This window comes from Streptomyces sp. NPDC029526 (assembly GCF_040637405.1).
GTDB lineage: Bacteria > Actinomycetota > Actinomycetes > Streptomycetales > Streptomycetaceae > Streptomyces.
In genome coordinates, this window is record NZ_JBEZWE010000021.1 from 37,063 (window position 1) to 55,843 (window position 18,781).

Below are 18,781 nucleotides of genomic sequence, written 5' to 3' on the forward strand. Positions count from 1 at the left end.
GATCCCGTGCGGGTCCCGTCCCGGTGCCGCACCCGTGGTCGGGGATCCGGGACCCGGGTTCCGAGGTCCGGGATCCGGGACCCGGGATCCCAAGCCTCGCACGTCCGCCGGTCGCCCCGGCTCACCCGGTGGCGCCCGAGCGGAGCGCCGGCAGGTCCGCCTTGACGGTGTTCACCGGGATGGCGAAGCCCAGGCCCGCGCTGCCCGCGTCGGAGGACGGGCCGCCGGCCGAGTACATCGCGGAGTTGATGCCGATCACGTGGCCGTTCATGTCGATCAGCGCGCCGCCGGAGTTGCCGGGGTTGAGGGAGGCGTCGGTCTGGATGGCCTGGTAGGTCGTGGTGTCGGTGCCCGTGTCGCCGTTGAACTCCCGGCCGCCGAACTCGAAGGGCCAGCCCTCGCCCTGCTGCCACTGCTGCTGCCCTCGGCCCTCCTCCGTCGCGACGGTCACGTCCCGGTCGAGGGCGGAGACGATGCCGCTGGTCACGGTGCCGGTGAGGCCCTCGGGGGAGCCGATCGCCACCACCTGGTCGCCGACCTTCACCGCGTCGGAGTCGCCGAGGGTGGCGGCCTTCAGCCCCGAGGCGTCCCGGAGCCGGATCAGGGCGAGGTCCTTGCCGCTGTCGGTGCCGACGACCTCGGCGGTGTAGGAGGTGCCGTCGCTGGTGCGGACGGTGATCGAGGAGGCGCCCGCGACGACGTGGTTGTTGGTGACGACCTCGCCGTCCTCACTGATGACCACACCGGAGCCGGTCGAGGTGCCCGAACCGGTGGCCGCCTTGATCTCGACGATGCTCGGGCCGACCGCGGCGGCCACCTGGGACACGGTGCCCTTCTGTTCGGCCGGGACCGCGTTCGCGGTCGAGGCGCTGCCGGTGGCGACCGTGTCCGGACCGGTGAGTTCCTGGATGCCGTACGCGGTGCCGCCGCCCACCGCCGCCGCGACGATCGCCACGGCGGCGAGCAGTGCCGCAGGACCGCGGCGCCGCCCGCGCCCCGGGGGACGGCGGCTCGGCTGCTCGCCGGAAGGGGGCTGCGGAGGGTGCGGGGGCACCGGCGGCCACTCCGCGTGCGCCGCACCGCCCGCCGCCCGGCCCTCCGCACCGTCCGTCGGCAGGAACTCCGCACCCCGCGGGCCCTCCGCACCGTCCGTCGGCAGGAACTCCGCGCCCCGCGGGCCCTCCGCACCGCTCGGGCGCTGCTGCCCCGGTGACGGGGGCTGCGCGTGCGGGTGGTGCTGCGGGGCGCGGGGGGCCGCGGGCCGCTCGGTCTCGTACGGGTCGCCCGGGCTGCGAAAGGTCTCGTTCATGTCAACGAGGTTCGTGTCCGTCGATGAGAACGATCTGAGGAACGGCTGAGAAGTCCGGCAGAACCGCGTATGCCCGATATAAGGCCGCCCGAGCCCGGTGCCCGGTGGATGACATCCGACGCCCGGTGCGGACGCCGGCGCACCACACGGCGCCCGGCGGTGGCTCGGCCCGCCTCCCGGCAGGTCCTAGCCGGGTCCTAGCCGCAGCCGCAGGAGCGGCGGACCACCAGGCGGGAGGGGAACACCTTGAGGCGCTCGCGCCGCGACCCGGCCACCCGCAGGCCGTCGTCGAGGACGAGGTCGACCGCGGCCCGGGCCATCGCCGAGCGGTCGGAGGCGACCGTGGTCATCGGCGGGTCGGTGAGCGCCGCCTCCTTGATGTCGTCGAACCCGGCGACCGCCAGCTCGCCCGGAACGTCGATGCGCAGTTCGCGCGCCGCCCGCAGCACGCCGATCGCCTGGTCGTCGGTGGAGCAGAAGATCGCGGGCGGGCGGTCCGGGCCGGAGAGGATGTCGAGCCCGATCCGGTAGGCGTCGTACCGGTTGTACGGGGCCTCGAAGAGGCGGCCGTCGGTCGGGACGTCGGCCTCTTTCATCGCCCGGCGCCAGCCCTCCACGTGGTCGGAGACCGGGTCGCCGACGGCGGGGGTGTCCGCGGTGCCGCCGAGGCAGGCCACGTAGGGGTAGCCGTGTTCCAGCAGGTGGCGCACGGCCAGCTGGGCGCCGCCGAGGTCGTCGGTGACGACGGCGACGTCGTCGATCGCCTCGGGGCGTTCGTGCAGCAGTACGACGCGGGCGTCCCAGGCGTCTATCTCGGCCGCGGCCAGGTCGTTGAGGGCGTGGCTGACCAGGATCAGCCCGGAGACGCGCATCCCCAGGAAGGCGCGCAGGTAGTGGACCTCGCGCTCGCCGATGTAGTCCGAGTTGCCGACCAGCACCATCTTCCCGCGCTCGGACGCGGCCTGTTCGACGGCGTGCGCCATCTCCCCGAAGAAGGGCTGCCGGGCGTCCGGCACGATCAGGCCTATGAGGTCCGTGCGCCGGGACGCCATCGCCTGGGCCACGCGGTCGGGCCGGTACCCCAGTTCCTTGATCGCGGCGAGGACACGCTCGCGCGTGGCCGGGGCGACCGGCCGGGGTCCGTTGTTGATGACATAGCTGACGACGGCGGTGGAGGTGCCCGCCAGCCGCGCCACGTCATCCCTGGTTACCTTGGCCACGCGCGGAGTCTACGCGGATATACCGAATGCGGGCAGGGCGTGCGGACGGCTCCGCACTCCACCGGACGGGTGCGTCCGTCCGGGTGAGGCGCTCGTCCGCGGGCGCGGTGCGCTCATGCGTGCGCCCCTCACGCCTGCGCCCTGACCCCGGTGGCGTCGCGGGCGGCCGTCTCGTCCGCATCCGCCCGCTTCTGCGCGGCGGACCGGGTGGACGTGGCCTTCGTCTCGTCCGCCGGGCGGTCGCCCTTCTCCGGCGTAACGAATCGATAACCGACGTTCCGGACCGTGCCGATCAGGGATTCGTGCTCGGGCCCCAGCTTGGCGCGCAGCCGCCGGACGTGGACGTCGACCGTGCGGGTGCCGCCGAAGTAGTCGTAGCCCCAGACCTCCTGCAGCAGCTGGGCCCGGGTGAAGACCCGGCCGGGGTGCTGGGCCAGGTACTTCAGCAGCTCGAACTCCTTGAACGTGAGGTCCAGCACGCGGCCCTTCAGCTTGGCGCTGTAGGTCGCCTCGTCGACGGAGAGGTCGCCGTTGCGGATCTCCATCGGGGAGTCGTCCTCGGTGATCTGCCGGCGGCCCATCGCGAGCCGCAGCCGTGCCTCGACCTCGGCCGGGCCCGCGGTGTCCAGCAGGACGTCGTCGATGCCCCAGTCGGCGGTGACGGCGGCCAGACCGCCCTCTGTGACCACCAGGACCAGGGGGGACCCGGGGCCGGTGGAGCGCAGCAGCTGGCACAGGCTGCGCACCTGCGGGAGGTCGCGGCGGCCGTCGACCAGGATGACGTCCGCGCCCGGGGTGTCCACCAGGGCGGGGCCCTCCGCCGGAGCCACCCGCACGTTGTGCAGCAGCAGACCGAGGGCGGGGAGCACCTCCGCCGACGGCTGGAGGGCGTTGGTGAGGAGCAGCAGGGAGCTCATCGCGCCCCACCTCCCCGGCCCGGGGCTTTCCGTTCGTGCACGCTTCGCTCGCCCATAACGTCTGGTTCCTCCTCGGTGGTCCCTACGAGGACGTTTATGGATTGCTCCGTGCGTTTCGACGCCCCGTACGTCGGCGGTCTCCCGCGTCGTATACAACGCTTCCGAAAGCACAAAAGGACCCGGGGGCTTCGCTGCCCGAGTCCTCTTCCCAGCAGAATAGCGGACATGAGCAGCGGTTCGGCAGGTCGTGTGGCACGTACCACCCCTCGTCCGTGTGACGGAGCACGCGGGACGACGAACGCCGGCACGGCGGTGCGGACGTTCCTGCGCACCGCCGACGGCGTCCGGATCGACTGCCTCTACGAGCCCGGCCAGACGCCGGTGCCGGGGCTCCCGGGGCCGGCCGCGGACGACCGGGCGGACGGCCCGGACGGTACGCGCACCGGTGGCCCGGAAGACGCCCCGGCCTTCGTGGTCGCGCACGGTTTCACGGGGGACGTGGACCGGCCGCACCTGCGCCGGGTGGCGCGGGCACTGCGCCGGCACGGGGCCGTGCTGACGTTCTCCTTCCGGGGGCACGGTGCCTCCGGAGGGCGGTCCACGGTCGGCGACCGCGAGGTGCTGGACCTGGCGGCGGCGGTCGGCCGGGCCCGGGAACTGGGGCACGCGCGGGTGGTGACGGTCGGCTTCTCCATGGGCGGCTCGGTGGTCCTGCGGCACGCGGCGCTCGGCGCGGGGACGGGTGGCGCAGCGGCGGGCGGGCCGGGAGCGGGCGGGGCCGGAACGGGCGGAGACGGGGCGCCCGCGGGACCGGCAGAGCCGTCAGGGCCGTCAGAGCCGTCAGGGTTGGCGGGGCTGCCTGCGCTGCCGGAGCGACAGGCCCGTCCCGACGCGGTGGTGTCGGTCAGCGCCCCGGCCCGCTGGTTCTACCGGGGCACGGCGCCCATGCGGCGGCTGCACTGGCTGGTCACCCGGCCCGAGGGCCGCCTGGTCGGCCGGTACGGCCTGCGTACGCGGATCCACCACCGCCAGTGGGACCCGGTGCCGCTGTCCCCCGTCCAGTCGGTGCCGCGGATCGCGCCGACGCCGCTGCTGATCGTGCACGGCGACCGTGACGGCTACTTCCCGCTCGACCACCCCCGGATGCTGGCCGCGGCGGCCGGTGACCAGGGCGAGCTGTGGATCGAGCCCGGCATGGGCCACGCGGAGAACGCCGTGACGGAAGCCCTGCTGCACCGGATCGGGGACTGGGCGGTCACCCGGGCGGGCTAGCCTGACCGTGTCCACCGTCAACGATTGAGGAATCAGCAGATGGCAAAGGTCACGGTGCGGTACTGGGCCGCAGCCAAGGCCGCGGCCGGGGTGGCCGAGGAGCCGCACGAAGCGGACACGCTCGCCGAGGCGCTCGACGCGGCCCGCGAGCGGCACCCGGGTGAACTCCCGCGCGTCCTGCGGCGATGCTCGTTCCTCGTCGACGGTGACCCCGTGGGCACCCGCGCGCATGAGACGGTACGGCTGGCCGACGGTGGCACGGTCGAGGTGCTCCCGCCGTTCGCAGGAGGGTGAGCGATGACCGATCAGCACCAGGGCCACGACCCGTACCAGCCCCAGGGTCCGTCACAGCCGTATCCGCACCATCCCCAGCACCCTCAGCAGCATCCCCCGTACCAGCAGGCTCACGGGCACCCGCACCCTCACGCCCCACAGCCTCAGCCGGGGCACCCGCCGCAGGCGCAGCACTCGCAGCACCAGCAGCAGCCGTACCAGGCGCAGCAGCCGTACCCGGGGCAGCAGGCACCCCAGGCACCCCAGGCGCAACAGGCGCAGCAGGCGTATCCGCCGCCCGCGCAGCCGCAGGCGTGGCCCGGGGGACAGGGGCCGGCGGCCGACCGGTTCTTCGACGAGCAGCACACCCAGCAGTGGCAGGGCCAGACCTGGGAGACGTCCGTCCAGCCGCCGGTGCCGGCCGCCGTCGAGGAGACCGCCTACCTGCCGCCGCAGGGGCCCGCCGGGCCGGTCGGCGCGTCCGCCCCGCACGTGGCACACGGCGGAGCCGGGAGCTACGGCGGGGCCACGCCGTACGGGGCACCCCCGCCCGGTCCGCTGCCGGAGCCGATGCCCGCCGCATCTCCCGCCCAGCCCGCGGGCCGGGCGTCCCACACCCCCGCCGCGCCGGGCCTCGCCGGCGGCTACGGCGGGCCCCCGCACGCGGCCGCGCCCACCCCGGGCCCCGCCACGGCGGCCCCGGCGGCCCCGGGGGCCGCGCCCGACGCCGACGGACAGGGACCCGCGTACGGTCCGGCCACCCTGGCCGGGAACTCGCGCGTCACCGACGCGCAGCGCGCCCGCGCCGAGGGGCGGTCGCCGATCATCGAGCCCGGTATGCAGCCGGCCGCGCTCACCGCGGCGCTGGGACTGCTGCTGGCCGGCGGTGCCGCGCTGGGCACGTACGCGCTGCTCCTGCCGCTGATCGCGCTCCAGGGCCTCACGGCGGCCGGCTGGTTCCGGCTGAACGGGATGTGGCCGGCCCGTCAGGGCATCGCCCTCGGCTTCCTCGGCGCGCTGGTGGCCGACGTGGCCCTGCTGGCGTCGGACCGGTCCCCCGGCGCGCTGCTCGGGACCCTGGGCGTCTGGGTGCTGCTGTCGCTGGTGCTGCAGCTGCGCTCGCACGCGGATCCCGACGAGCGGATGTACGGCCTGACGGCGACGGTCGCGGCGGCGGCGCTGGCGATCCTCGCGGGCGGCTACCTGGCGGCCGACGCGGACGCGGTGACGGTCGGCGCGGGCGCGGTGGCCGTGGCGACGGTGGTGCGGGCCCTTCCGCTGCCCACACCCGCCTCGGTGGCTGCCGCGGTGGCTGCCGCGGCGGGCGCGGGAGCGGCGCTGGGCGGGCTGAGCGGACCGGGTGCCGGCGCGGGGGCCCTGCTGGGTGCCGGGGTGGCGGTCTGCGCCCTGATCGGCCACCGGGTCGCGAGCTACGACTACCCGTCCCGCTTCGTCCACTTCACGGCCGGTGTGGCGCTGCCCCTGGCCGCGGCCGCCCCGGCGGCGTACCTCCTGGGCCGCGTGGTCGCGTGACCCGCGTGATCGCCTGACCCGCACACCACGACTCCGCACACCACGACCCTGCACACCACGGCCCCGCACCCCGCACCCCGCACCCCGAAGCCCGCAGCCCGCACGCCGGAGCCACGGCGGCGGGGTGCGGCCCGTACGGCCCGCCCCGGCCGCCTTCGCACGTCACAGGTGATCCACAATCCTCGGGAGAGCGCTCCCCCGCGGGTTACGCTCGCGCTGGACGGCCGCCCGGTCGTCGGGGACTGCCGTCGGAACGTCTAGGTGGGGGAACACCGCATGCGCGCACTGCGAATACTGCTGGTCGTCGTCGTGATACTCGGCGGGCTCTTCGTCATCGTGGACCGCGTGGCGGTGAACTTCGCCGAGGGCGAGGCCGCCGACCGCCTGAAGACCACCGAGAACCTCTCCTCCACGCCCGACGTGTCCATCAAGGGCTTCCCCTTCCTCACCCAGGTCGCGAGCGGCACCCTCGACGACATCGAGATCGGCATCCAGGACTACGAGGCCACCACCGGCGACGACGGCCGGAAGATCCGCATCGCCGACCTGCACGCCGACATGAAGGGCGTCGAGTTCTCGGGCAACTTCAGCTCGGCCACCGCCGCCAGCGCCACCGGCACCGCGTCGATCGCCTACGACGAACTGCTCAAGACCGCCCAGTCGGAGTCCCAGCAGGTGGCCCCCGGGGTGACCGCGAAGGTCGTCGGGCTCTCCGACGGCGGCAACGGGAAGATCAAGGTCGAGGTGGAGGCCACGGTGTTCGGAGCCAAGCTGCCCGAGCCGGTCTCCGTGCTCAGCTCCGTGACCGTGGTGGACGGGGACACGGTGCGCGTGAAGGCGGACGCCCTGCCCAAGTTCGGCGGGGTCACGATCGCCGAGTCCCGGGTGCGCAGCATCACCGACTTCGAGCAGAAGATCGACGGCCTGCCCGGCGGTATCCGGCTCGACAAGGTCGAGACCTCCGAGGCCGGGGTCGGCATCACGGTGAAGGGTTCCGACGTCCGCCTGGCCGGCTGACCGACGAGGCCGGCGGGCTGGGGGCGAGGGGCCGGTGGGGCCGGAGGGGCCGGGAGCCGAGCCCGAACGGCCGGGGCGACAGGCCAGGGGCCGAAGACCGAACGGCTGAGCCCGAAAGCCCGAAAGCCCGAAAGCCCCGAGCTCCGAGCCCGAGGCCCGGGAGCCGAAAGCCCGAAAGCCGCGAGCCCAAGAGCCGGGAGCCGGGGGATCGAACGGCCGGGCCGAGGCGTCGACGGGCACCGACCGGGCACCGGCGGCGCGCTCCGGGCGCCCGGGGTCAGGTGGCCGGTTGCGCGGCCGGCCGCACGGTCCCCGGGGCTCCGTCCGAGGAGCGAGACGGCGGCGTCCGCATGACAAAGGTGGCCCCCGGCACATCCGGCCGCGGTGCGCTCCGGAAGGGGCGCGGCAGCCGCCGCACCGGCTCGCGTCTCGCTATGCAGACGATCGCGTCTCAAAATCCGACACGCCGGTGACACGCGTGCCTCGCTCTCCTTACCATCGGGGCCATGAAGCGACAGGCGGATCTCACGAAGCGGCGGGCAGTAGACCTGTGCCGTGTCGCCGCCATGCTCTGTCGCGCCTTCTGAGCCGACGTCGTCGACGACGTCCGCCTTCCCCTCGCCCTGCTGAAGGGCACCCCGCGCCGGCCGCCGTACCGCCGTGCGCCCTGTCTCACCCCGCACACCCCGCCGCACCTGCCCCGGAGGAGAAAAGCATGAGCCGCAGCGACGTCCTGGTCGACGCCGACTGGCTCCAGGAGCACCTGGACGACCCGAGCATCGTCATCGTCGAGGTGGACGAGGACACGTCCGCCTACGACAAGAACCACATCAAGAACGCCGTCCGGATCGACTGGACCCAGGACCTGCAGGACCCGGTCCGCCGCGACTTCGTCGACCAGGAGGGCTTCGAGAAGCTCCTGTCCGACAAGGGCATCGCCAACGACCACACGGTCGTCCTCTACGGCGGCAACAACAACTGGTTCGCCGCCTACGCGTACTGGTACTTCAAGCTCTACGGCCACGAGAACGTCAAGCTGCTCGACGGCGGTCGCAAGAAGTGGGAGCTCGACGCCCGCGAGCTGGTCCCCGGCGACGAGGTGCCGGAGCGCCCGAAGACCGACTACAAGGCCAAGCCGCAGGACACCTCCATCCGCGCCTTCCGCGACGAGGTCGTGGACGCCATCGGCAAGAAGAACATCGTCGACGTGCGGTCGCCCGACGAGTTCTCCGGCAAGCTGCTCGCCCCGGCCCACCTGCCGCAGGAGCAGTCGCAGCGTCCCGGCCACGTGCCGAGCTCGCGCAACATCCCGTGGTCGAAGAACGCCAACGACGACGGCACCTTCAAGTCCGACGACGAGCTGAAGAAGCTCTACGAGGACGAGCAGGTCGACCTCGCCAAGGACACCATCGCCCTGTGCCGCATCGGTGAGCGCTCCGCCCTGTCGTGGTTCGTGCTGCACGAGCTGCTCGGCGTGGAGAACGTCAAGAACTACGACGGTTCCTGGACCGAGTACGGCTCGCTGGTCGGCGTGCCGATCGAGCTGGGCCCCGCCAAGTAAGTCCCCCGACCGACCTCTTCAGACCCCTACAGGAGCAGCTACATGTGCGGTGCGAAGGCCGGCGGCCCGGACGCCTCGACGATCAAGCCCGGTGAGACCACCATCCAGGGTCAGGTGACCCGCGACGGCGAGCCGGTGACGGGCTACGTCCGTCTGCTGGACTCGACCGGCGAGTTCACCGCGGAGGTCCCGACCTCCGCCACCGGTCAGTTCCGCTTCTACGCGGCCGAGGGCACCTGGACCCTCCGCGCGCTGGTGCCCGGCGGCACCGCCGACCGCACGGTCGTCGCCCAGCAGGGCGGACTGGCCGAGGTCGCGATCGCGGTCTGAGGACCCCGCGAGGAACCCGGCCGCCCGGCCGCGCACCTCACGGGCTCGTGACGGCTGGAGGGCCGCGTCCCACGGGTTGGACACCCGGGACGCGGCCCTTCGGCGTGCCGGGGGCAGCGGGCGGGGGCCCTGCCCCGACCGGCCTGTCCGCCCCGCCCCCGCCCCGGCCTGTCAACACTGCTCCGCCCGGCCTGTCCGCCCTGCCCCGGCCTGCCGTCCGCGCGCTGCGCCGGGCGGGCCGATCGGACCTACGCTGGAGGCATGTACGCGCGCAGGCGGCACGTCTACTTCGCCCTGATGGGCACGTGCATCGCGCTCTTCGTCCTCGCCTGGGCCGTCGTGCGGCTCTGGTCGGTGCCGGTGGCCGTGGGCATGTGCGTCGTCGCCATGGTCATCCCGCCGGTCGCCGCAGTGCTTGCCAACCGGCGCGGCCCCGACGACCGTTGGTGGGACGACCCCTCGGGCGACCCTCAGTCGGACGAGTGGTGGGACGAACTCGACGGCAAGAAGCGGCCCCGCTGAGCAGCGGGGCCTGCCGCCCGGTCCGTGGGCAGGCGTCTCAGTAGACGAGCGCCTGGGTGTCGTCGGCCAGCGACTCCTGGACGAACACCTGCGCGCCCGCGATGCGGACGCCCTTCAGGACGTCGTCCTCCGTGATGTCGCGCCGGGCCGCGCACTGCGTGCACAGGGTGACCCGGCCGCCCGCGAGCAGCGAGTCCAGCAGGTCGGGCAGGGGAGCGGCGTGCGGCAGCTCGAACTCGGCGGACCGGCCCGGGAGCGCGAACCAGGCGGACTCCCCGGTCAGCCACAGGGAGACGTCCACCCCGCTGGCCACGGCCACCGCCGCCACCGTGAAGGCCTGCGAGCAGCGTTCGGGGGCATCGGCCCCCGCGGTCACCTTGATCACGAGCTTCTTCGCCATGCCTGAATCGTAATCACCTCGCCCACAACCACCGGTGTGACGTATGAGTCTCCTGGGAGGCGCGATACGGAACGCGCCCTTCACGTTCTGAGGGGGACTGAGTGGAAGACGCCGATAGACCCGGGAAAGCCGGATCCGGCCCGATGACGGGCGTGGTGGGCGAGATCGGGGAGATCGAGTTCGCCGGGGAGCACCAGGAGCCCGACCCCGCCGGGGAGACGGCCGACGTCGCGCGGGCGGCCCGGCGCCCCCGGGGCCGGACCACGCTGATGATCGCGGCCGCCGCCCTGCTGGGTGTGGTGGCCGGCACCTGCACCGGCTACCTGGTCCAGGCCGAACGCCCGCCCACCGCGCTCCCGTCGCTGTCCCAGCCCGTCGTCCCGTGGGCGAAGGGCGAGGCGGAGCCGCAGCCGGCGTCCCGGGACCGCCAGGTGCGGCTGGACGGCGACCTGCGCGAGTTGCTCATCGACCGGCCGGAGAAGGCCCGGGACGTCGACGACGTGCTGGACGAGGACGGCTGGATGGGCATCTCCGAGTACGCGAAGCGGTACGAGGACCCGGCGTCGACCTTCGCCGGCCTGGTCGCCGACGACTTCCGCCGCTCCGCGAGCGTGTCCTGGGCGTTCGACCAGTACGGGGGCGTCTACATCAACCTGACGCAGTTCCGTCAGGTGAGCACCATGGGCGCGTCGCTCTGGGCGGGGAACGGCTTCTACTGGGCCGGCCGCGAGGCCGGCACCCGCAGCTGGCCGATCCCGGGCACCGGCGAGCACGCCGGGACGGCGTACGTACACGACACCCCCGACCGGAAGGCGGGATACCTCCCGCTGTACTCGGCGGAGGCGCACGCCTGGCGCGGCGACGTCTACGTCGAGATCTTCGTCTTCGACACGAAGCCGGTTCCCAAGGCGAAGATCATGGACCTGGCGAAGCGGCAGGTGGGCAAGCTGTGACCGAGAACCCCGAACCCACCCCCGAGGTCATCGAGGGCACCGTGGCGGAGCCCGCCGCCGACGGCGTGGCCGCTCGGGTCGCGCGCAGCGCGCGCGTTCGCCGCGTGGCCACCGTTGCCGGATCGGTTCTGCTCGCCGGTGCGATGATCGGCGGCGTCGCGTACACCGCGGTGACGGTGCAGGACGCGGACCGCAGTGCCGGCAAGCCGGTCTGGAAGCTCCCGCCGGCCGGCGAGGCCGGGACGCCCGAGGGAGGGGCGGACCGGAAGGGGCTGAGCGCCCTGTTCCTGCCGTTCGAGGACGGGGCCCGCTTCCCGGGCCCGGACGTGCGGAACTTCGGCCACGACACCGAACTCAGCGGCGCCAAGGCCACGGCCCTGCGCAAGGAGTCCTTGAAGGGTCTCCCCGGTTCGGTCAGGCGGCAGTTGGAGAAGCTGATCGAGAAGCAGGACATCAAGGGCATGGCCCTGCGCAGCTACGCGGTCCACGACGGCGACTACGAGGGCAAGGCCTTCACGGCCGAGGTCACCCTGCAGCGCATGGGCAACCGGTCCGCGGTGCGGAACATGGCGGGTTCCGCCCAGCGGTTCATGGAGAGCAGCGGCGCGTTCCGCGAGGCGCCGAAGGTCAAGGGCCACCGGAACGCCCGGTGTTATCTCTCGCCGAAGGCGAAGAAGGACGGGCTGGAGGGCGTGTTCTGCGTCAGCCACGTGGGCGACGTCCTGGTCAACATGGTCGTGGACTCGCCAGGGCCGGTCGACCGCAAGGGCGTCACGGCGTTCTTCGCCGCACAACTCGACCGCATCGACAACCCGGGACTGGCCGTATGACCGAGCACGCACAGACAACGGCCCCGGCCGACCGGACGCCCGCCCCCGAGGCTGCCCCCGAGACGGCCCCCGAGACGGCCGCCGAGCCGCCGCGGACCGGGGCGGAACCGGGGCCCGCGAGGCAGCCGCAGACCCGGGCTGAGCCGCAGACCCGGGTTGAGCCGCAGAGCGGGGTTGAGCCGCAGACCCGGGCTGAGTCGCAGAGCGGGGTGGATCCGCAGAGGCGGGCTGAGGTGCAGCCTTCGGAGCCACCGCAGACGGCTGAAGGGCCGCAGACCGATGCGAGGCCGCAGACAACTGCGGGGCCGCAGCCCGGGGAGCAGCCGCCGGCCGAGGCGGAGCCGCGGAGGACGGATCAGCCGCCGTCCACGGATCAGGCACCGTCCACGGATCAGGCACCGTCCGCGGATCAGGCACCGTCCGCGCCCCAGGGGTCGGCCCCGGACCGGGCGCCCGCCCTCGACCGGCCTCAGGACGCCGTGCCGGCCGCCGCCCCCGGGCCCGTCCCGGAGGTGGCCCAGGGGTCGGCCCCGGACTCCAGGACGGCCCCGGTGACCCCTTCCGATCCGGGAGTCCCTTCCGATTCAAGAGTCCCGTCCGCCCCGGCAGTCCCGTCGGACCCGGCAGCTCTGCCGGAGCCCGTCGCCGCACCGGACCGGGACGCTCCGGGGGACTCCGTCCCCCCGGCGGCCTTGGCCCCGGCCCCGGCCCCGGTCCGGGTCCGGTTGCGGGACCGTCACCGGCTGCGGGCGGCCCTGCGCTGGACCGCCGTGGTGACCGTGTTCGCCGCGTTCGGGGCGGGCACGGCCTACGGGATCACGAGCATGGAGCGCACCGACGTCCCCGGGCTGGCGACCGAGCCGGACGGCCGCTGGGACTACCCCCGGATCACCAGGCCGCCCCTGCCCGCCGGCGCGGCCCCGTACGACCACGAGGACCCGGCGAGCGTCCACGCGGCCGACCTGCGGGCCCTGCTGCTGCCCGCGCCGGCGGGGGCGACGGAGGACCGGAAGCTGAAGGGCGAGGACGGCTGGCTGCCCGTCGAGGACTTCCTCTCCGTGTTCGCGGAGAAGGCGGACCGGGCCGAGGTGAAGCAGCTGATGACCGACCACGGCCTGCGGCACGTGGCGGCCCGCGGCTGGACGGCGCCGGACGGCACCCGCACCCGGATTTTCCTGCTCCGCTTCGCCACGGCCGAGGTGGGAGACACGGTCTACGGCCGTCTGACCAGCTACGGGTCACCCACGTACGCTCTCGCCGGCACGGAGCGCGTCGAGTTCGACGAGCGCTTCCCGTCGGCCGCCGACCCGAGGGGAGTGACCCGGTACGCCTACGACGAGCCGAAGCCGCGCGGCGGGGAGCACGTGCGGCAGGCCTACCTGCGCGCCGGGGAGGTGGTGGCCCTGGTCGTACAGTCCCGCAAGGGCACCGCGGACGCCGTCCCGTTCCAGCAGACGGTGACGTTGCAGGGCCAGCTGCTGAGCTGACCGGAGGCGAGGAGCCACCTCGTACGGAGGGCCGGGCCCCGGCCGCGTAAGCTGGGGCCCGGCCCTGTGCACTACCGCACCCCCCGCTCAAGGAGCACCCCGTGGTTATCTTCTTCGAAGCCCTGCTGGTCCTGGTCGCCGTCGGCGTTCTCGCCTTCGCCGGGCTGACCGTGAAGAAGCTGTATCAGGGCCAGCGCTGACCTGCCCGACCACGTCCAGGAACTGCCTCTCATGATCGAGATCCCGTCCGACCTCCACAAGGACCTCGTCCCCCTCGCCTTCCTGCTGGGCAACTGGGCGGGTGCGGGCGTGCACGACTTCCCCGGCGCCGAGAAGTGCAACTTCGGGCAGGAGGTCAGCTTCACCCACGACGGCCGGGACTTCCTGGAGTACGCCTCCCACACCTGGGTGCTGGACGGCGACGGCAACAAGGTCCGGCCCCTGGAGTCCGAGCACGGCTTCTGGCGGATCGACGCCGAGCGCAAGGTCGAGGTGACGATGACGCGGGACGACGGCGTCATCGAGATCTGGTACGGCGAGATGGCCGACCAGAAGCCGCAGATCGACCTGGTCACGGACGCCGTGGCGCGCACGCCCGCCGCCCGCCCCTACACCGGCGGCAAGCGGCTGTACGGGTACGTCAAGAGCGACCTGATGTGGGTCGGCGAGAAGCAGACCCCCGAGGTCGAGCTGCGCCCCTACATGTCGGCGCACCTGAAGAAGGTCGTCACCCCGGAGGAGGTCGAGCGCTGGGCCAAGGCCCTGCCCGACGACATGCCGGACGACGGCATCGCCTTCTTCAAGTAGACCGTCTTCAAGGGGACTGCCTGCAAGGGGACCGTCTTCAAGGGGACTGCCTGCAAGGGGACCGTCTTCAAGGGGACTGCCTGCAAGGAGACCGCCTGCAAGGGGACTGCCTGCAAGGAGACTGCCTTCCAGCGGACCGCCTTTCTCCTTTCTCCGAGCGGGCCGTCCCGCGCCCTTCCCGGGCCTTCCGGCGGGCCCGGTCCGATCGGGCCGGGCCCCCTCTAGACTCGTGGTGTGGTGAGCACCGACTGGAAGAGCGACCTCAGGAAGCGCGGCTACCGGCTGACGCCGCAGCGCCAACTCGTGCTCGAAGCCGTGGACACCCTGGAGCACGCGACCCCCGACGACATCCTCGTCGAAGTGCGCAAGACCGCGTCGGGGGTGAACATCTCCACCGTCTACCGCACGCTGGAGCTCCTGGAGGAGCTGGGCCTGGTCAGCCACGCCCACCTCGGGCACGGGGCGCCGACCTACCACCTCGCCGACCGGCACCACCATCTCCACCTGGTGTGCCGCGACTGCACCGACGTCATCGAGGCGGACGTGGAGGTGGCGGCCGAGTTCACCGCCAAGCTGCGGGAGACCTTCGGCTTCGACACCGACCTGAAGCACTTCGCGATCTTCGGCCGGTGTGAGACCTGCACCCGGAAGGCGTCGACCACCGGGTCGTAGGCTGGAGGCATGAAGAGCCCCCTGCTGAGCCTGCCGGGCGCCGTCCCCGCCGAAGGTGTGGACGAAGGCGTGGCCGCCCACTACGGCGACCTGTTCCGCGAGCAGCGCGCCCTCGCCGACGGCACCGGCTTCGTCGACCTGTCCCACCGCGGAGTCGTCACGGTCTCCGGGGCGGAACGGCTGACCTGGCTGCACCTGCTGCTCACCCAGCACGTCAGCGATCTCCCGCCGCACCAGGCCACCGAGGCGCTGATCCTCTCCGCGCACGGCCACATCGAGCACGCGCTCTACCTGGTCGACGACGGCGAGACCACCTGGGCCCACGTCGAGCCCGGGACCCAGGAGGCGCTGATCGCGTACCTGGAGTCGATGAAGTTCTTCTACCGGGTCGAGGTCGCCGACCGCACCGCCGACGTCGCGGTGGTGCACCTGCCGGCCGGCTCCATCACCGAGGTCCCCGAGGACGCCGTCGTGCGGGAGACGCCGTACGGCCGCGACGTGTTCCTGCCCCGCGCCGACCTGGAGCGGTTCGCCGGGCAGGCCGGTCCGCCCGTCGGGATCCTCGCCCACGAGGCGCTGCGGGTGGAACAGCACCGCCCTCGGCTCGGCTTCGAGACCGACCACCGCACCATCCCGCACGAGCTGGGCTGGATCGGCGGCGCGGTGCACCTGCAGAAGGGCTGCTACCGGGGTCAGGAGACCGTCGCCCGGGTGCAGAACCTGGGCAAGCCGCCCCGCCGGATGGTCTTCCTGCACCTGGACGGCAGTGAGGTCCACCTGCCCACGCCGGGCACGGAGATCCGGGTCGCGGACGACGGCCCCGAGGGGCGACGGATCGGCTTCGTCACGACGTCGGTGCGCCACCACGAGCTGGGGCCGGTCGCCCTCGCCCTGGTCAAGCGGAACGTGCCCGTCGACGCCCGGCTGCTGGCCGGTGACACGGCCGCGGCGCAGGAGACCGTGGTGGAGCCCTGACCTGCCAGCCCCCCGGGCCAGGCTCCCTGGGCCAGACTCGACCAGCCCCCTGGGCCAGGCTCGGCCAGGTCCCTGGGCCAGGCTCGACCGGGCCCCTGGGCCAGGCTCAGGGGCCCGTGGTGGAGCCAGACCCAAGGGGGCTGACCGGCCAGGCCGCCGGTCAGCCCCAGGGCCCCGCGGCGGGCCCCGCGGCGAGGCCCTGACCGGCCCCGGGCCGGACCCCCGAGTCTTCCCTCAGATCTCCAACAGGACGGTGAACGGGCCGTCGTTGGTCAGCGACACCCGCATCCGCGCGCCGAAGCGGCCCGTCGCCACCGTCGCGCCCAGCGCGCGCAGCTGCGCGACCACCTCGTCCACCAGCGGCTCGGCGACGTCACCGGGCGCCGCGGCGTTCCAGGTGGGGCGCCGGCCCTTGCGGGCGTCGCCGTAAAGGGTGAACTGGCTGATCACCAGGAGCGGGGCGTCGATGTCGCTGCACGACCGCTCGTCCTGCAGCATCCGGATCGACCACAGCTTGCGGGCGAGCTGCGCCGCCTTCTCCTTGGTGTCCTCGTGGGTCACCCCGACCAGGACACACAGGCCCTCGCCCTCGATGGCCCCCACCGTCTCGCCGTCCACGACGACGCTCGCGCCGTCCACCCTCTGCACCACTGCACGCATACGACCATCATGCCGGGTGCCCCGAGGCCGTCCGGGCGCCCCCCGAGCGGGTCGGCCGGGGGTCCTCGGTCGGGCTATTTTTACTCCTTAACCCCCCATCTGGGGCTGTTCGGGACCACTCGGTCACCGGGTGGCCGTGAGGGGTGGCACGATGCATGGCACACGCCGGTCGAGGGGACGGTAGAGGCACATGAGCACACCAGGGACCGGGTATCCGGCGGGGGCCGGCACGCCCATCGGGGCGGGCGCCGGCGAGCCGGCGTTCCACCGGCCGCCCACGCAGCGAACGGACAGCCCTGTGATGCCCGAGAAACAGCCCGCGGACGATCTGACGGCACTGAGCCTGCCCGAGCTGCGCGCCCTGCGCAGGGAGGCACAGCGCGACGAGGCCGACCTCAGCTACGTGCGGCGGCTGCTCCAGGGGCGGATCGACATCCTGAACGCCGAACTGCTCCGGCGCACCCCGCTGGGGGCGACGGCCACCGCGGCGCCCCCGGAGATGCCGCCCGCCTCCGTGGTGGAGCGGCTCCCGGAGATCCTGCGGGACGCGCCGACCCGGCACCGCTCCTCCGCCCGTCACGTCACCCTGGGCACCCCGCAGAGCGAGGAGTACGGGCGGCTGGCGGCCGAGATGCTCGCCGAGGTGGAGCTGTCCGACCTGCGGGCGCGCACCGACGGGGAACTGCACGCGGCGATGGGCCGGCTGGTGCGGTACGAGGAGCAGGTGTCCCGGCGGCGGCAGGGCCTGCAGCGGACGGCCGACGGGTGCAGCGCGGAGATCACCCGCAGGTACCGTGAGGGGGAAGCTCAAGTCGACGATCTGCTCGTGTGAGGCGAGGCAGGCCCGGTGATCCCGGGCCCTCGCGGTGGGCGGGTCGTCCCGCGCCCCGGAAGGCCACCGCCGATGCCCGCACCGTCGTCCCCCTCCCCGCACGCCGCCTCGCACGCCGCCGCGTCGTCGTCCGCTCCGGCACCCGGCCCGTCGTCCGGCGCGTCGTCCGGTCCGTCCGGAGCGGTGCCGTCGGCGCCACCGGTGCTGGCGGAGGTGGTCCGCTCCGGGTTCCTCGAAGGGCGGCACCGGGGGAGCCTGGTCCTGCTGGGGGCCGACGGGTCGGTGGAGCTGGCGCTGGGTGAGGTGACGGCGCCCGTCTTCCCGCGCTCCAGCAACAAGCCGATGCAGGCCGCCGGGGTGCTGCGGGCGGGCCTGGAGCTGTCGGGGGAGCGGTTGGCGCTCGCTGCCGCCAGCCACTCCGGAGAAACCTTTCACCGGGATCTGGTCCGCACCATGCTGGCCGAGCACGGGCTGAGCGCCGAACAGCTCGCCTGCCCGCCCGACCTGCCGCTGGACCCCGAGGAGCGGGAGACGTACCTGGCGGCGGGCGGTGTGCGCGACCGGGTGACCATGAACTGCTCCGGCAAGCACACGGCCATGCTCGCCGCCTGCGCGCGCAACGGCTGGCCGCTGGAGGGCTATCTCGACCCCGGCCACCCGCTCCAGCAGCTCATCCACCGGGGCGTGGAGGAGGCGGCCGGCGAACCCGTCGCGGCGGTCGGCACCGACGGCTGCGGCGCCCCGCTCCTGGCGATCGGCCTCACCGGCCTCGCCCGCGCCTACCGCTCCTTCGTCCTGGCCGAGCCGGGCACGCCCGAACGCCGGGTCGCCGACGCGATGCGGGCCCACCCCGAGTACGTCGCGGGCACCCGCCGGGCGGACACCTGGCTGATGCGGGAGGTCCCCGGGGCCCTGTCCAAGATGGGCGCGGAGGCCGTGCAGGCGGTCGCCCTGCCCGACGGCCGTGCGCTGGCCTTCAAGGTGGAGGACGGCTCCCTGCGCGCCCTCGGCCCGATCCTGGCGCAGGCGCTGCGGCTGATGGGGGTGGACGGACCGGTGGTCGACCGGATCGGTGCCGCACCACTCACCGGCGGCGCGGAGGTGGTGGGGGAGGTCCGGGCGGTCTTCTGAGCGGAGCGAGTCCGGGGGTTCGCGCGAACGGGGCAGGTCCGGGCGGCCTTCTGAGCGGGGCGGGCCCGGGTGGTTCGTGC

At 73.6% G+C, this 18,781-nt stretch carries 21 protein-coding genes; 16 read left to right on the forward strand and 5 right to left on the reverse strand.

The features are described 5' to 3' along the window. Positions 1–121 precede the first annotated feature (121 nt). From AB0F01_RS28150 to AB0F01_RS28160, 3 genes are all read right to left on the reverse strand, one after another. Complete coding sequence (locus AB0F01_RS28150; RefSeq protein ID WP_362101295.1) at positions 122–1,309, reverse strand: trypsin-like peptidase domain-containing protein; 1,188 nt, start codon at positions 1,307–1,309, stop codon at positions 122–124. Positions 1,310–1,506: 197 nt separating this feature from the next. After that, complete coding sequence (locus AB0F01_RS28155; RefSeq protein ID WP_164348447.1) at positions 1,507–2,529, reverse strand: LacI family DNA-binding transcriptional regulator; 1,023 nt, start codon at positions 2,527–2,529, stop codon at positions 1,507–1,509. Between the two features lie 128 nt (positions 2,530–2,657). Further along, the gene (locus tag AB0F01_RS28160; RefSeq protein ID WP_362101299.1) at positions 2,658–3,446 is read right to left on the reverse strand and encodes a response regulator transcription factor; all 789 of its coding nucleotides are present in this window, start codon (positions 3,444–3,446) and stop codon (positions 2,658–2,660) included. A 225-nt stretch (positions 3,447–3,671) separates the two neighbouring features. Here AB0F01_RS28160 and AB0F01_RS28165 point away from each other — a divergent pair, with 225 nt between their 5' ends. The 8 genes from AB0F01_RS28165 to AB0F01_RS28200 all read left to right on the forward strand — a co-directional run bounded on the left by AB0F01_RS28165 (position 3,672) and on the right by AB0F01_RS28200 (position 9,954). Then, complete coding sequence (locus AB0F01_RS28165) at positions 3,672–4,718, forward strand: alpha/beta hydrolase (RefSeq protein WP_362101302.1); 1,047 nt, start codon at positions 3,672–3,674, stop codon at positions 4,716–4,718. Positions 4,719–4,757: 39 nt separating this feature from the next. Next, positions 4,758–5,012, forward strand: coding sequence for a MoaD/ThiS family protein (locus AB0F01_RS28170; RefSeq protein WP_362101304.1), 255 nt, complete (start codon positions 4,758–4,760; stop codon positions 5,010–5,012). 3 nt (positions 5,013–5,015) lie between these two features. After that, complete coding sequence (locus AB0F01_RS28175; RefSeq protein ID WP_362101307.1) at positions 5,016–6,524, forward strand: hypothetical protein; 1,509 nt, start codon at positions 5,016–5,018, stop codon at positions 6,522–6,524. Between the two features lie 276 nt (positions 6,525–6,800). Further along, positions 6,801–7,541, forward strand: a complete 741-nt coding sequence (locus tag AB0F01_RS28180) for a DUF2993 domain-containing protein (protein WP_362101310.1) — start codon at positions 6,801–6,803, stop codon at positions 7,539–7,541. A 506-nt stretch (positions 7,542–8,047) separates the two neighbouring features. After that, complete coding sequence (locus AB0F01_RS28185; RefSeq protein ID WP_355172694.1) at positions 8,048–8,128, forward strand: putative leader peptide; 81 nt, start codon at positions 8,048–8,050, stop codon at positions 8,126–8,128. A gap of 128 nt (positions 8,129–8,256) precedes the next feature. Then, complete coding sequence (locus AB0F01_RS28190) at positions 8,257–9,102, forward strand: sulfurtransferase (RefSeq protein WP_362101313.1); 846 nt, start codon at positions 8,257–8,259, stop codon at positions 9,100–9,102. 42 nt (positions 9,103–9,144) lie between these two features. Beyond that, positions 9,145–9,432, forward strand: a complete 288-nt coding sequence (locus AB0F01_RS28195) for a DUF1416 domain-containing protein (protein WP_006348354.1) — start codon at positions 9,145–9,147, stop codon at positions 9,430–9,432. Positions 9,433–9,693: 261 nt separating this feature from the next. Next, the gene (locus tag AB0F01_RS28200) at positions 9,694–9,954 is read left to right on the forward strand and encodes a DUF3099 domain-containing protein (protein ID WP_362101316.1); all 261 of its coding nucleotides are present in this window, start codon (positions 9,694–9,696) and stop codon (positions 9,952–9,954) included. Between the two features lie 37 nt (positions 9,955–9,991). On the opposite strand, the gene AB0F01_RS28205 is transcribed toward AB0F01_RS28200, so the two are convergent. Continuing rightward, positions 9,992–10,354: a DsrE family protein gene (locus tag AB0F01_RS28205; RefSeq protein ID WP_362101318.1), complete on the reverse strand. Its 363-nt coding sequence runs from the start codon at positions 10,352–10,354 to the stop codon at positions 9,992–9,994. Positions 10,355–10,497: 143 nt separating this feature from the next. Between AB0F01_RS28205 and AB0F01_RS28210 the strand changes: the two genes are divergently transcribed. From AB0F01_RS28210 to AB0F01_RS28235, 6 genes are all read left to right on the forward strand, one after another. Then, positions 10,498–11,307, forward strand: coding sequence for a hypothetical protein (locus AB0F01_RS28210; RefSeq protein WP_362101320.1), 810 nt, complete (start codon positions 10,498–10,500; stop codon positions 11,305–11,307). After that, positions 11,304–12,137 carry a hypothetical protein gene (locus AB0F01_RS28215; RefSeq protein WP_362101323.1) on the forward strand — a complete coding sequence of 278 codons (834 nt, stop codon included), beginning with the start codon at positions 11,304–11,306 and terminating at the stop codon, positions 12,135–12,137. Before AB0F01_RS28210 ends, AB0F01_RS28215 begins: the two co-directional genes overlap by 4 nt. 725 nt (positions 12,138–12,862) lie before the next feature. After that, the gene (locus tag AB0F01_RS28220; protein ID WP_362101326.1) at positions 12,863–13,624 is read left to right on the forward strand and encodes a hypothetical protein; all 762 of its coding nucleotides are present in this window, start codon (positions 12,863–12,865) and stop codon (positions 13,622–13,624) included. Positions 13,625–13,855: 231 nt separating this feature from the next. Beyond that, positions 13,856–14,431, forward strand: a complete 576-nt coding sequence (locus AB0F01_RS28225; protein ID WP_362101329.1) for an FABP family protein — start codon at positions 13,856–13,858, stop codon at positions 14,429–14,431. 234 nt (positions 14,432–14,665) lie between these two features. Further along, positions 14,666–15,103: a transcriptional repressor gene (locus AB0F01_RS28230; protein ID WP_362101332.1), complete on the forward strand. Its 438-nt coding sequence runs from the start codon at positions 14,666–14,668 to the stop codon at positions 15,101–15,103. Between the two features lie 9 nt (positions 15,104–15,112). Continuing rightward, on the forward strand, positions 15,113–16,078 hold the full coding sequence (locus tag AB0F01_RS28235) for a folate-binding protein (protein ID WP_362101335.1): 966 nt from the start codon (positions 15,113–15,115) through the stop codon (positions 16,076–16,078). Positions 16,079–16,312: 234 nt separating this feature from the next. Here AB0F01_RS28235 and dtd read toward each other — a convergent pair whose 3' ends face one another. After that, positions 16,313–16,738 (reverse strand): D-aminoacyl-tRNA deacylase, encoded by a 426-nt coding sequence (gene dtd / locus AB0F01_RS28240; RefSeq protein ID WP_164338028.1) that lies wholly within the window; start codon positions 16,736–16,738, stop codon positions 16,313–16,315. A 190-nt stretch (positions 16,739–16,928) separates the two neighbouring features. Between dtd and AB0F01_RS28245 the strand changes: the two genes are divergently transcribed. Next, positions 16,929–17,570, forward strand: coding sequence for an aerial mycelium formation protein (locus tag AB0F01_RS28245; protein ID WP_362101338.1), 642 nt, complete (start codon positions 16,929–16,931; stop codon positions 17,568–17,570). 72 nt (positions 17,571–17,642) lie between these two features. Continuing rightward, the gene (locus AB0F01_RS28250) at positions 17,643–18,701 is read left to right on the forward strand and encodes an asparaginase (protein WP_362101341.1); all 1,059 of its coding nucleotides are present in this window, start codon (positions 17,643–17,645) and stop codon (positions 18,699–18,701) included. Positions 18,702–18,781 lie beyond the last annotated feature (80 nt).